Annotated in this window: 13 protein-coding genes; 12 read left to right on the forward strand and 1 reads right to left on the reverse strand. The window is 41.1% G+C overall.

Annotated features, from left to right (window positions below):
- The first annotated feature begins 72 nt into the window (after nucleotides 1–72).
- From QR40_RS04315 to QR40_RS04360, 10 genes are all read left to right on the forward strand, one after another.
- The gene (locus tag QR40_RS04315) at nucleotides 73–1,560 is read left to right on the forward strand and encodes a tagaturonate reductase (protein ID WP_044293608.1); all 1,488 of its coding nucleotides are present in this window, start codon (nucleotides 73–75) and stop codon (nucleotides 1,558–1,560) included.
- Nucleotides 1,561–1,648: 88 nt separating this feature from the next.
- On the forward strand, nucleotides 1,649–2,506 hold the full coding sequence (locus tag QR40_RS04320) for a helix-turn-helix domain-containing protein (RefSeq protein WP_044293609.1): 858 nt from the start codon (nucleotides 1,649–1,651) through the stop codon (nucleotides 2,504–2,506).
- A gap of 117 nt (nucleotides 2,507–2,623) precedes the next feature.
- Nucleotides 2,624–3,121 carry a flavodoxin family protein gene (locus QR40_RS04325; protein WP_044293611.1) on the forward strand — a complete coding sequence of 166 codons (498 nt, stop codon included), beginning with the start codon at nucleotides 2,624–2,626 and terminating at the stop codon, nucleotides 3,119–3,121.
- 1 nt (nucleotide 3,122) lies between these two features.
- Nucleotides 3,123–3,764, forward strand: coding sequence for an NAD(P)H-dependent oxidoreductase (locus QR40_RS04330; RefSeq protein WP_044293612.1), 642 nt, complete (start codon nucleotides 3,123–3,125; stop codon nucleotides 3,762–3,764).
- 66 nt (nucleotides 3,765–3,830) lie between these two features.
- Nucleotides 3,831–5,828, forward strand: a complete 1,998-nt coding sequence (locus tag QR40_RS04335; RefSeq protein ID WP_052377967.1) for an FUSC family protein — start codon at nucleotides 3,831–3,833, stop codon at nucleotides 5,826–5,828.
- Entirely contained in the window at nucleotides 5,818–6,360 is a 543-nt protein-coding gene (locus QR40_RS04340) for a nucleoside-triphosphatase (protein WP_044293614.1), read from the forward strand. The genes QR40_RS04335 and QR40_RS04340 overlap by 11 nt, the downstream gene beginning before the upstream one ends.
- Nucleotides 6,361–6,409: 49 nt before the next feature.
- A complete protein-coding gene (locus QR40_RS04345; RefSeq protein WP_044293619.1) occupies nucleotides 6,410–6,754 on the forward strand; it encodes a phenylpyruvate tautomerase MIF-related protein in 345 nt (114 codons plus the stop codon).
- A gap of 27 nt (nucleotides 6,755–6,781) precedes the next feature.
- The gene (locus tag QR40_RS04350; RefSeq protein ID WP_044293621.1) at nucleotides 6,782–7,348 is read left to right on the forward strand and encodes a Maf family protein; all 567 of its coding nucleotides are present in this window, start codon (nucleotides 6,782–6,784) and stop codon (nucleotides 7,346–7,348) included.
- Nucleotides 7,349–7,440: 92 nt separating this feature from the next.
- A complete protein-coding gene (locus QR40_RS04355) occupies nucleotides 7,441–8,025 on the forward strand; it encodes a DUF2284 domain-containing protein (RefSeq protein WP_044289641.1) in 585 nt (194 codons plus the stop codon).
- 61 nt (nucleotides 8,026–8,086) lie between these two features.
- Complete coding sequence (locus QR40_RS04360; RefSeq protein ID WP_330373638.1) at nucleotides 8,087–9,454, forward strand: MATE family efflux transporter; 1,368 nt, start codon at nucleotides 8,087–8,089, stop codon at nucleotides 9,452–9,454.
- Here the strand turns inward: QR40_RS04360 and QR40_RS04365 are convergent.
- Nucleotides 9,451–10,494: a sugar kinase gene (locus QR40_RS04365; RefSeq protein ID WP_027295907.1), complete on the reverse strand. Its 1,044-nt coding sequence runs from the start codon at nucleotides 10,492–10,494 to the stop codon at nucleotides 9,451–9,453. The genes QR40_RS04360 and QR40_RS04365 overlap by 4 nt on opposite strands.
- A 359-nt stretch (nucleotides 10,495–10,853) precedes the next feature.
- Between QR40_RS04365 and QR40_RS04370 the strand changes: the two genes are divergently transcribed.
- Nucleotides 10,854–11,645, forward strand: a complete 792-nt coding sequence (locus tag QR40_RS04370; RefSeq protein WP_044293623.1) for an IclR family transcriptional regulator — start codon at nucleotides 10,854–10,856, stop codon at nucleotides 11,643–11,645.
- A gap of 80 nt (nucleotides 11,646–11,725) precedes the next feature.
- Nucleotides 11,726–12,844, forward strand: coding sequence for a helix-turn-helix domain-containing protein (locus QR40_RS04375; RefSeq protein ID WP_044293625.1), 1,119 nt, complete (start codon nucleotides 11,726–11,728; stop codon nucleotides 12,842–12,844).
- The last annotated feature ends 17 nt before the right edge of the window (nucleotides 12,845–12,861 follow it).

The raw sequence follows: 12,861 nt of genomic DNA on the forward strand, positions 1-12,861 counted from the left end.
CAAAATTGATGTGTATTCAATTATAAATAGCATGTTTATTAAATTATAATTAGGAAGGGTTGGATATAAAATATGAAAAAATTAAGCTATGAGGTACTAAAAGAACAGGGGTATGAGGGGTATCTGCTGGAGCAGGCGCCGGAAAGAGTTTTACAATTTGGCGAAGGCAATTTTATGCGTGCTTTTGTGGATTACTGGATTGATATGATGAATGAAAAAGCAGGGTTTCAGTCAAAAGTAGTGCTTTGCCAACCAATTTCATCTCCATGGCTTTCGGAAAGAATAAATGAGCAGGAAGGATTATACACCCTGTTTCTGCGTGGATTTGAAAATGGTCAGAAAGTAAATGATAAAAGAGTGATTTCCTGTGTCAGCAGATGTCTGAATTCCTATGAAGAGTTTGATGCGGTACTGGAATGTGCCAAGAATCCTGATCTGCGCTTTATCACATGCAACACTACAGAAGCAGGGATCGTCTATGATCCAGCCTGCCGGTTTACCGACAGTCCCGCATCCAGCTATCCGGGAAAGCTAACACAGTTCTTATACCAGCGTTTTCTGAATTACGGGACGGAAAAAGGAAAAGGTTTCATCATCTTATCTTGTGAATTGATTGATAATAACGGAAAAGAACTGGAGAAGTGCGTCCTTCAGTATGCAGACCAGTGGAATCTTGGGGAAACATTTACCCAGTGGATCAAGTCTGAAAACATATTCTGTTCCACATTGGTAGACCGTATCGTAACTGGTTATCCCAAAAATGAAGCACAGGCGCTGTGTGAAGAAATGGGCTATGAAGATAACTTAATCGACACGGGAGAAGTATTTGGTTTCTGGGTCATTGAAGGGCCACAGAGCCTGAAAGAAGAACTCCCGTTTGAAAAGGCAGGGCTTCCCGTCATTATCTGCGATGACCATAAACCATACAAACAGCGTAAAGTGCGTATCTTAAACGGTGCTCATACTTCAATGGTTCTGGGGGCATACCTGGCAGGACAGAATATTGTACGGGATTGTATGAATGACCAGACCATTTGTAAATTTATGAATCAGACTATTTATGATGAAATTATACCAACGTTATCACTTCCACAAAAAGAACTGGAAGAATTTGCAGCAGCTGTAACAGAAAGATTTAATAATCCTTTTGTGGACCATGCACTTCTGGATATATCCCTGAACTCTACATCCAAGTGGAAGGCCAGAGTCATGCCATCCCTGAAAGGATATGTAGAAAAGTTCGGGAAGCTGCCTGTATGCATTACAGCATCCTTCGCATTTTACATCGCGTTCTGCCGAGGCAGTCATCTGACCGAAAATGGTTTGGAAGCAGTCAGAGGAGAAGACAGATATCTGATCCGGGATGACAGGGAAGTACTGGAGTTCTTTTATGAACATCGTAACGACAACGCAAAAATGCTGGCAAATGCAGTTTGCAGAAATACGAAATTCTGGGGTGAAGATCTGACGGATATCAAAGGGTTTGAAGATGCCGTGGCAGGATATCTGGATAAAATTCTGCGAAATGGAAGCTATGAAGTGATGAAAGAGTGTATATAAGTAAATGACACCATGTCTTGGAATTAGGGATAACCTGTGATACAGTAGTAATATCATTGACCTATAGGAATCGTCACAGGAGGTATTCGTGGACAGAAAAAAATTGATCGAGCAAAGTTTTACTGCAATTGACCAGCCCGAAATGGAACGGATCGGCCATGTTTATAACCCGGGAGTACTCTATAACAGCCTGGGAATCACGAGAGAGACACTTCGGTATTATGAAAAACAGGGGCTGATCTGTCCTAATAAAGACAGAAAAAGCAGTTATCGGGAATTTACGATCCTGGATATTTTCCGCTTGATGGCTATTGATTATTACAAGAAACATGGATTTGCCATTGGAGAGATTAAGGAACTGATTAATCAGGATGATATTTCACAGGTTCATGAGATTTTTTCCAGGAAGCAATGTCAGCTAAAAGAAGAGATAGAGCGCTTGAAGTTAATGGAAGAACGGTTGGCACAGGATCAGTTGTTTATAAAGAATTTATCCGGACATCTTCATCAATACGGCATTTGTGAACTGCCTTTATACGAAATTGTAGATTCGATTGATTACATGTCTGCATTTTCCGATTATACGGAGCATGTAGTTCCAAACATTGATTTAAAAAGAGAAGATATTATCAGCAATATGATCAGGGAAGTTACTTTTGATGAAAATGGATACAAAGAATCCAAAATGAGGATTATAAAACCGGCAGAGGGGAAAAAGGACCCTGAGAAACAATACCTGATATCCGGAAAGAGCATTTATACAGTGGTAGAATCAGGTATGGATGATTATGATACCATGGGAAGAATGTATCATTTGGTTAATGGATGGGCTTGTGAGAATCAACTGGAGATGAAAGGGGTTGTATATATCAGGACGAGAATCTGTGTTGTGGGAAGTCTGAATCCCAGAAATTATTATGAGTGCTGGATTCCGATAAATTCATAAAACCATAAATTAATACAATTATAAATTTATAAAGTATTGACCTGGTGGTAACCACCAGCATTATAGTAACTGTATCATTAAGATTGGAAAGCTCAGATGAGCTCAGGTGAAAATACAATGAAAACAGTTATAATTAAAGATTGCCAGGAGTGGGATGATTTCCATACACCGGCAAAGGGAAAGGAATCAGACACCTATATACTGGATCTTAACAGGGTTATGATCAGGGATTGCCTTGGCTGCTGGGCCTGCTGGCTGAAAACCCCGGGAAGATGTGTACAAAAGGATCTGGATGATTTTTATCATGCTTTTTTTAGAGCAGACCGGGCAGTTTTTTTGTTACAAGAGTCCTGCGGTTTTGCCAGCGGCAATTTGAAAACGCTGCTGGACCGTATGATAGTTTCCGTTCTTCCTTATATTGAATATACTTCCGGCGAAGCAATGCATGTTGCCAGATATGATAAAACGCCTGTAATAGAAATCTATTATCAGGATACGTTTACATCAAATGAGGCTCGGAAGCTGTTCATTGAATATTTCAAAAGAGTCTGCGTCCAATTTCACTGGAAAATTAAATGTATTGGCACGATTTCCGAATATAAGGAGGGCAGATAAGATGAAACTTCTCATTATAAATGGTTCTCCTCATGGAGAAAAAGGAAATACAGGAATATTTATAACGCAGTTCGTAAAGGGCATGAAAGAAATACCCATGGTGAGCTGTATACAAAAAGAAAATCCGGAAGTAATTGCAGAGAAAATAAAAAAATTTGACACAGTCTTGATTGTAATGCCCCTTTATGTACATGCAATGCCGGGACCGGTAATGAAACTATTTGAGAAACTAAATGTACAGAATACAGAGAATAAATCTCTGGGATGCATCGTACAAATGGGATTTGTTGGTTCAGCCCATGCTGATTATGCCAGACGCTGTATGAAACAACAGGCGAAAAGGCTGCATATGAAATATCTTGGAACTGCAGCCAGATGTGGTGCGGCAGGTACGTCCATGGTGCCTGATTTTATGAATCGCAAATTATTTAAGAATCTGGAAAAGCTGGGAAGTTATTTCCAGGAGACAGGAACATTACACAAAGAAACAGTACAAAAATTGGCAAAACCCTATAAGCTTACGAAATCTCAATGCAGATTTTATCAGTTTCTTTGTAAAACCGGAGTAGATCATATCATGTGGAATAAGATGCTTCGGGAAAATAATGCGTATGAAAACAGATTAGATCAACCCTTTGCTTAAGCATATTCCCTATAGCGCTTTTTCAAATACAGGAGTATAATAAGTATTTGAAGTGGAGTGATTATAATGTTTTCAGCAATGAAAAATAATATTTTTTTGTTTAAGAAAAAATGGGATACAGCTCTGCCTGTTATCTTATTTTTTTTATTTCTTTTTTATTCCGTTATCTTTTTATTTGGAACGAGATATTCCATTATTGTGTCTTTTCTGACTACTGCGTTTCAGATCCGGCGGCAAAAGAATTTTTCAATAAGGGGCGTATGCGGGCTTGTTTTGGAGATGTTTCTTCTGTGTATCCTGGCATTTTTTGCGACCTTAAATATACCCCTGTGTATCATATTGAATTTTGTAGTACCCTTTCTTCTCGTTTATCTCCAGACGACACAGTTTAACCAGAAGGGATATTTTACTTATGCCATGGCATTTGTATTTTTACAGCTGGCACCGGTAGGCTGGGACGGAATCCTGCCATTACTTGGGGTAATGCTTTACTCATTGACCGTTTTAAGCGGGGCACTGGCTCTCTATTCTTTGCTTCACCGAAGGCCGCAGGATTACCGGGCAGCGAGAAAGGGCATGGACCTGCTGGCATGTCAGTTTCGATTGATAACCAAAGGAAGCCAGGATGAACATATGCAGAAGGAAATATTGGATATTCAGAGTTCTTTGCATAAGCTCGCATACGATGGGCGGCAATTGGCATTTGAGATGCAGGGGGAGAGCAAACTGCATTATATGTTTGCCCTTTTATTCCAGAGGTCGGCGTATTTTATTTCAAATTATGAAGAGGAATGCGGGAAACACCGGGAAGAGTATGATGGAATCCTCTGCCGGCTGGCAGATTACCTTGATAAGGTTCAGAACTCTTTTAACAAAGAGGATAATGAAACACTGATTCAGGAGGCCAGCAACCTGTTAAATGAGGTTGGTGAGAATCAGACGGATGGTTTTTTCTATATTTTTTTCCGGAACTTTTTACACTTGCTGGTGCTCATTCTGGATGGTGCAGCCAGAAATGAAAAGCCTTCTTTTCGAAAATCCTGGAAGCTTCCAAAAGATTTTTATATTTTTCAGAAACACAGGCAGAAAATGCGTCTGGATGCTTTTGAGGTAAGATTTGCATTGCGGTTGTCTATTGTAATCATGGTTAGTTTCTTAATCAGTCAGCTGACGAATATTAATCATGCCTACTGGATTCCGCTTAATGCTTTTTTAATGATACAGCCAATGTATGAAGATAGTGCCTATCGGGTTAAGAACCGATTGATTGGCACATTCCTGGGTTGTATTCTTGTGTTTTTTACCGTATCTTATTTTTCGGGTATCGTATGGCATTTTATATTTGCAACACTGATGGTAACACTGATGTACTGTACTACTCCGGGAACCCGTATACAGGCTGTGTTCTCTACCAGTTTTGCACTTTTTATGGCTTCGATTACGATGAACGGGGCTACCGCAGTGGAACTGCGTATCGCCTATCTGATATTGGCAGTGTTCATTGTACTGCTGGTCAACCGTTTCTTATTTCCAACCAGTTTAAAAGGACAATTCAGAGGGAATGTCCGGGAACTTTTCCGGATTCAGAATTCCTATCTGTCAATTCTGGATATCAGTACACAGCGTGTAATAGATTATGGGGTAACCAGCGAAGCCCTGACCCATTTTTACCTGGTTGCGGATCAGGTGAAACAGTATCTGGCGAAACCGGTTGAAGAAGTAAATGTGGATTTCTATCGTAAAATGCTGGACATAATGTGGAAAATGTCTGCGGAAGCGGAACAGATGATTTTCATAGTACAGTCAGGGGAAATCGATGAACCAAAGAGAGTGATTTTGCATCAGTATATAAAGCAGCTCCAGATAACTTTTCGGAATATACAGCGTGTTTATTGGCATGGACAGGGAAAAAGTTTATCTTCAGCAGAAGAGATACCCGACTTTCCGCTGGATGAGGCGTATCTGACGCATTTAATGATGAAATATGTAGAAAATGCAAAGAGATTGATTCAGCTGGAAGATGCCAATCCCGATGCTGTGAGGTATTGTGTACATGGAAAATAGGTGTCATTTGTTTTTAACAGGAGATATTCAGGTAGGGAAAACGACGATTATCAGGCGTGCATTGGAAGAATCAGGAGTGGCATATGGTGGATTCATCACTTGTTTTGGTGACAACCGGGAAGATCAGAACCGGTCACTGTATATGGTTCCGGCATCCGGGCCGCAGGTATGGAAAGAAGAAAATGTGATTGTACAGTTTCAGGATGGGATCCCCCGGATAAGAACCAGGGTGATTGAACGGCTGGGTATAGAAATTCTGGGAAGCGTCAGGCCAGATGCAGATTGTATTATAATGGATGAGTGCGGACGTTTCGAGGGCATGGCAGAGAAGTTCAAAGAGAAAATACTGGAGATACTGAATTTACAGACACCGGTTACCGGTGTAGTGAGAAAAGGATTTGAAGGTACTTGGCTGGATCAGATTAAACATCATAAAAAGGTGGTTCTTTTAGAAGTAACCAAAGACAACCGGGAGGAAATTTTCCTAAAAATGAAAGATTTTCTGTTGCAGTGCAGGGATAATCGTATATAATGAGATTATTGCATACTTGATTTATTGTATAGAAAAGGAGGGTATTATTATGCCATATATAAAAACAAGAGTATCCGTTTCCATGACAGAGGCGCAGTCGGAGACATTAAAAAGTAAGTTTGGTAAAATTATTGAAATCATTCCGGGAAAGACGGAAAGCTGGCTGATGGTTGATCTGGAGGATAATTGCCAGATGTATTTTAAAGGAAATCAGGAGGCAGCCACAGCTTATGTAAAGGTGGAAGTTTTTGGACAGGTGGAGAGAGATTACTGTGAGAAAATGACAGAGGCTATTTGTAATTTGCTGACAGAGGAATTGCAGATTCCGGCAGAAAGAACTTATATAACTTATGAAGGAATTAAGGACTGGGGCTGGAATGGTATTAATTTTTAAGCTGCAGGGCAGCAGACAGGAGTTATTATGAAGAACATAATTTTAGCATCTGCTTCTCCCAGACGGAAGGAACTGCTGGCTCAGGCCGGGTATCAGTTTACGGTTATTACAAGTGATACGGATGAGATTACAGATAAATCCATGCCGGATGAATTTGTTGAGGAACTCTCCGCAATGAAAGCAGAAGCAGTGGCAGCACAGATAGAAGAAGACACAGTCATCATTGGTGCAGATACCATAGTGGCTGTTAGTGGCAGAATTCTGGGAAAGCCGCAAGATGCAACAGCGGCAGAGGAAATGCTTAAGACTCTGCAGGGAAATACCCATCAGGTATATACCGGCGTTACCCTGATTGAAATACAGTCCGGGATAAGAAAGGTTACAACGTTTTCAGAAAGAACCGATGTAATTATGTACCCAATGACAGATGAGGAAATCAAAGCTTATATTGCAACCGGAGAACCAATGGATAAAGCGGGCGCTTATGGTATTCAGGGCCGGGCGGCAATCTATATTAAAAAAATTGACGGAGATTATAACAACGTTGTGGGACTTCCTATAGCGCGACTTTATCAGGAATTGAAAAGTAAATAACCAGGTAAGGAATCCCCGGGTATAAAATAGCAGGCAGGAAATGTCCGGGAATTTAACCACCCATGATATAGCAGTGAAAGGGAGGATGGAAGATGAATTATACGACGGAGCAGTTGTCCAACAGGATAACGGTACAGGAATATCTGAGGGATTATGTGGACATTGAAAAGTTTTTAGAATGCTGCAAGGCCTGTCCGGACTACGGGAAAAAGTGGTCATGTCCCCCATACGACTTTGATGTGAAGGATTACTGGAATAAATTTAATTATCTATATGTAATTGGTACCAGAATCATCATACCGGAAGAGGAGACAAAGTGTTCCCATACCCAGGAAACATTAAAAGGGTTCCTAAAGAATGAATTGAGCAGCGAAAAAAAGAAACTGTCAATAATGATGCACAGCCTGGAAGATAAATACCCGGGAAGTAAAAGTCTTTCAGCAGGGAACTGTGATTACTGCAAAGAATGCCTCCGCTTAAAAGGGGAACCTTGCTGTAAGCCCGGTCAAATGCGCTATTCTATAGAATCTCTGGGAGGGGATGTGGGTAAGACAACAAAAGATTTGCTGGGGCTGGAATTGAAATGGATGACAGAAGGCAGAATGCCGGAGCATTTTATTTTGGTAAATGGTTTGCTTACTACTGAAGACCTTGGTGAAAAGATAAATGTTTCCTAGATAAAATGGCGAAAAACTGCTGCTTACGCGGTAGTTTTTTTATGGGAAGGGAGTTTGAAAATTGAAAAGTGCAATAAAATCCAGTAAACAAGATATGACAGAGGGAAAAATTATAAAAGGAATTCTTCTGTTTTCCATTCCGCTTCTAATTGGGAATCTGTTTCAGCAGTTATATAATACAGTGGATTCTATCATCGCGGGGAATTTCATTGGGAAAGAAGCGCTTGCAGCAGTTGGTTCCAGCAATTCTTTAATCAATTTAATTGTGGGATTATTTATGGGAATCGCAACGGGTGCCGGAGTAGTAATCTCCCAGTACTATGGGGCAAGGGCGGAAAAGGGAATGCAGGAGGCCGTACATACTTCTATTACCATCAGTATCATTGGCGGAATCGTTCTGACCGGAGTGGGAGTCGTTTTATCCCCTCAGATATTAGTTGCTATGGGAACCCCGCAGGAGGTCATGGACAAATCAATCACATATCTGCGCATTTTCTTCTGTGGTTCCGTATTTAACATACTTTACAATATGGGGGCGGGTATTTTAAGAGGTGTGGGGGATTCAAAACGTCCCTTATATTATTTGTGTGTTTCATCGGTAGTCAATATTATCCTGGATATTATTTTTGTAGTGGTATTTCATATGGGAGTTGCAGGAACTGCTTGGGCAACTGTTATATCCCAGGTTGTATCTGCATTTATGGTTGTTCGTGCTTTAATGCGGGATGATGATATCTACCGCCTGCATCTGAAGAAACTTGGTATCAGCAGAATCATGCTGAAACGCGTGTTAATGATGGGAATTCCTAGTGGTATACAAAATGCCATTATATCTTTCTCCAATGTAGTTGTTCAGGCGAATATTAACAGCTTCGGAGCAGATGCAATGGCAGGCTGTAGTTCTTATATGAAAATAGATGGTTTTGTAATACTTCCAATCATGAGCTTTGGAATGGCGGCAATGACCTTTACCGGGCAGAATGTAGGCGCCGGTAAACGGGAACGTGTGAAAAAAGGTGCAGCAAATACGCTGATGATCGGTCTCACATACACTGTGGCTGTCACCATACTGCTGTTGTTATTCGGTCAAATTCCCCTTCGGGTATTTTCATCAGATGTAGCGGTAAACCAGAATGGTTACCTGATGCTGCGGACGGTGGCACCTTTTTACGTAACACTGACCGTAGCACAGGTAATGACAGGCGTGTTTCGGGGAGCAGGCAAAGCAGTAACATCTATGCTTCTGATGGTAGGAAGTATGGTAGGAATCAGGATGTTGTGGGTAAATATCATGGTTTTATTTTATCCGGATCTGGAAACAGTACTCTGGGGATATCCGGTTTCCTGGGTCTTTGCCATGCTCGGAGTAATCCTGTACGCCTGGAAGGGAAAATGGCTTCCGGAACAGGGGGTTTCGAATACGCTCTAGCGATCCATTTCCGTCTGGATGGAGGAATGATGTCCCTGAATAATTCGTTCTATCTCAGCCAGGTCAGAAGATGGAAGATCGCCTGGAATCGTATTTTTGGTGGAGCTGGTAGCATTTCCGTATTCAAGAGCAGCCCGGCAGTCGAAGCTGTGGGCTAAAAGTCCATAAAGTACACCGGAGATATACGCATCGCCACTGCCAATTCTGTCTACAACCTCAATGTTTTCATAAGGTTTTTCTTCGTAATATGCATCCTCCTTAGCGTTATAGATCACAGATCCAAAAGTGTGAATCTTCGGACTGTGTACAATACGCTGGGTAGATGCGACGATGGAAATTGGATAGTCCCTGGTAAAGGATTTCATAATATCCCTGATGGAACCTTCTTTTAAAAATGTAAGCTTGGCAGTATCCTCCGAACAAAAGAATATATCAACGTATGGCAGGATCTGTTCTATACAGTCTCTGGCCTGGGAACCACTCCACAGGTTGGCACGGAAATTCACATCAAAAGAGATCAGAGAGCCGGCTGCTTTGAACCGCTTCATCATTTCAATGGCAGTACGGCAGGTACCTTCGCTAAGTGCCAGAGTGATCCCGCTGGTGTGAAAGCAACGGGTGGACTGATATAAAGAATCCGGATAATCATCAATGGAAATTTTATTTATAGAGGTGTTCATTCTGTCGTAAACAATACCGGGCTTGCGTGGATATGCGCCGTATTCATAATAATAAATCCCAAGTCTGGCATCTCTGCTTTCGTCATAAGTCAGATAATCATCACTGACTCCGCAGAAACGAACGTGATTCTTAGCAAAGGAACCAATGGTGTTTGAGGGGAGTTTTGATATAATTCCTGTTCGAAGCCCCAGAAGAGATGCCCCTGAAACCACATTTAATTCTGCGCCTCCCATTTGTTTTAAAAACGTATCACCTCTGGAAAGGCGTTCATTTCCAAGCGGCGAAAGTCTCAGCAGCAGCTCACCCAGTGCCAGTAAATCAAAATCTTTTTTTACTTCAGAAAAATTCTCACATAACATCTTGTAATCCCCCTTGCTAAATTTATCATATATTTTCTATTTAAACTTCAATGTTTCATAATGTAAAACATAGTTTTACAAAATAAAACCGTTAAAATAATTTTAGCCAGAATCACTTGAAATGTCAATAGGTAAATAACTTTTATATTGCGAACCCATATCATTAATGTTAAAATATATTAGAGCGTGTTTTAAAATTGATTTTATCAAGAGGTACGATCCGTTTTTTAGGGAGTGCTTAATGATGAAATGAATTTTAAGACACGCTCAAGTAGTCCATAAAGTCTGAATCTTGAAGTAAAGATTTAATATAAACATTTATAGTATCTGCAGTATGCCTGCAGCGAATGGAGGATATCATGAGTGAAGAACAGAAAAACCCTATACAGTCAGCGGACCGGATATTTATGGTGATGGAAACGTTAGCCGGAACGGGGCCAATTGGACTGGTTGATTTGAGTACCCGTATCGGACTCCATAAGAGTACGGTCCACAGATTGTTGTTGTCTTTGATTTGCATGGGATACGTAGCCCAGGATGAGAATAATAAATACCGCCTTACTTATAAATTAATGGAAATATCCAGCAGGGCCCTTGCCGGCATGGACGAGGTGACAATTGCACACCCTTATCTGGAGAAGCTGGCAAATGAGTGCAGGGAGACGGTGCATCTGGTAGAGTGCAGAGGCTGCGAGGTCGTATATATAGACAAGGTCACACCTATCATACGGAATGACAGTGCGATCCGGATGGCATCTCAGATAGGGTTATCCAGGCCAATGTATTCCTCCGGGGTGGGAAAAGCCATTTTAGCGCAGCTTCCGGAAGAGGAAGTGAAGTTTATATGGGAAAACAGTATCATTGAAAAGAAGACAGAATATACCATTATTTCATCAGAAGATCTCATGGATGAATTAAAGAAAATCCGTGAACGGGGATATGCCCTGGATAATGAGGAAAATGAAATCGGTGTGCGCTGTATTGCGGCCTGCATTTTCGACTACCGGGGAAAAGTTAAGAACGCATTTAGTATTTCGGCACCAGCCATAAAAATGACAGATGCCAGAATTGACGAGCTGGCGGAAAAGGTTTTGGGAGTAAGGGAACAGTTATCACGGGAGTTTGGCTATCGGGAGTCAACTAATGGTTGACTAATGAAAAATTTGACAACTTCATATCCATTGTAATTTTGAATCACCTCCATTATACTACGTGTATGGAGGTGATTTTTATGAGAGAAATTAATATCGCGTCTATCCTGGTTGGGAAAAGAAAAGAAAAAGGGATCACCCAGGATGAGCTTGCAGGATATTTGGGCGTGTCAAAAGCAGCCATATCAAAATGGGAAACCGGACAGAGTTATCCGGATATTACATTACTTCCCCTTTTAGCTGCTTATTTTAATATTAGTATAGATGACCTGATTGACTATAAACCCCAGATGGTGAAGGAGGATATACGCAGATTGTATGTAAAGTTATGCAAGGATTTTTCAGAAAAGCCATTTGATAAAGTGTTAGCAGAGTGTGAAAAGATTATTAAAAAATACTATGCCTGCCCTGCCCTTCTGGTGGAGATGGGGAGTTTGCTGGTCAATCATAATATGTTGGCGGACTCACCGGAAAAAAGCCGGAAGGTACTGGTAATGGTAAGAGATCTTATGATTCATGTAAGAGAAGAAACCAATGATGAGTATCTGCTCGGAGTATCTGTTTATATGGAGGCAGGCTGTGAATTGTACTTAGATAACCCAAGTGCAGCAATGATTTTATTAGAAGACTGCAACCGGCCAAAGGCTTCACCGGAAGTCATCCTGGCATCTGCATTGGACCGCCTGGGGAAAAAGGATAAGGCAATAGAAGTACTTCAAACGATGATATATCAGAATATTCTGCTGGCGCTTGCAGGATTTGGAAATCTGATAATCGAATATGCAGACCGTGAAGAAAAGGTGGATATGTGGATGCATAGTTTTACTCAGATTGCAGAATCAATGGGGCTTCTGGAGATGCACCCGGGAGGTCTGGCACCGATGTATCTTCTGGCTGCAGAAGCATATGCATCCCATGGACAGGAGCAGAAAGCACTGGTTATGCTTCAGAAATACACCGATATTTTCACCGGAGATATATTTCCGCTGAAGCTTCAGGGAAACAAGTATTTTGATCAGATGGAAAATTGGTTTGATATGCTGGGGCTGGGTACGAATATGCCAAGGTGTGAGTCTGTAGTAAAGGACAGTCTGATGGAATCGGTAGAAAAGAATCCCCGGCTTGCACCTCTTTTTGAAACAGATGAATTTAAACATATTGTTCATCAGCTGAGATTAAAGCTTTTAAAACAATCGTAACTAGTTTATCTTTACGC

The organism is Robinsoniella peoriensis, from assembly GCF_000797495.1.
Classification (GTDB): Bacteria; Bacillota; Clostridia; order Lachnospirales; family Lachnospiraceae; genus Robinsoniella; species Robinsoniella peoriensis.

Bases quoted from the DNA above. Each gene is read 5' to 3' on its own strand.
- QR40_RS04335 (WP_052377967.1), top strand. From the start codon at position 3,831: ATGTTTTCAGCAATGAAAAATAATATTTTTTTGTTTAAGAAAAAATGG.
- QR40_RS04315 (WP_044293608.1), top strand. From the start codon at position 73: ATGAAAAAATTAAGCTATGAGGTACTAAAAGAACAGGGGTATGAGGGG.
- QR40_RS04330 (WP_044293612.1), top strand. From the start codon at position 3,123: ATGAAACTTCTCATTATAAATGGTTCTCCTCATGGAGAAAAAGGAAAT.
- QR40_RS04345 (WP_044293619.1), top strand. From the start codon at position 6,410: ATGCCATATATAAAAACAAGAGTATCCGTTTCCATGACAGAGGCGCAG.
- QR40_RS04355 (WP_044289641.1), top strand. From the start codon at position 7,441: ATGAATTATACGACGGAGCAGTTGTCCAACAGGATAACGGTACAGGAA.
- QR40_RS04350 (WP_044293621.1), top strand. From the start codon at position 6,782: ATGAAGAACATAATTTTAGCATCTGCTTCTCCCAGACGGAAGGAACTG.
- QR40_RS04325 (WP_044293611.1), top strand. From the start codon at position 2,624: ATGAAAACAGTTATAATTAAAGATTGCCAGGAGTGGGATGATTTCCAT.
- QR40_RS04375 (WP_044293625.1), top strand. From the start codon at position 11,726: ATGAGAGAAATTAATATCGCGTCTATCCTGGTTGGGAAAAGAAAAGAA.
- QR40_RS04340 (WP_044293614.1), top strand. From the start codon at position 5,818: ATGGAAAATAGGTGTCATTTGTTTTTAACAGGAGATATTCAGGTAGGG.
- QR40_RS04370 (WP_044293623.1), top strand. From the start codon at position 10,854: ATGAGTGAAGAACAGAAAAACCCTATACAGTCAGCGGACCGGATATTT.
- QR40_RS04365 (WP_027295907.1), bottom strand. From the start codon at position 10,494: ATGTTATGTGAGAATTTTTCTGAAGTAAAAAAAGATTTTGATTTACTG.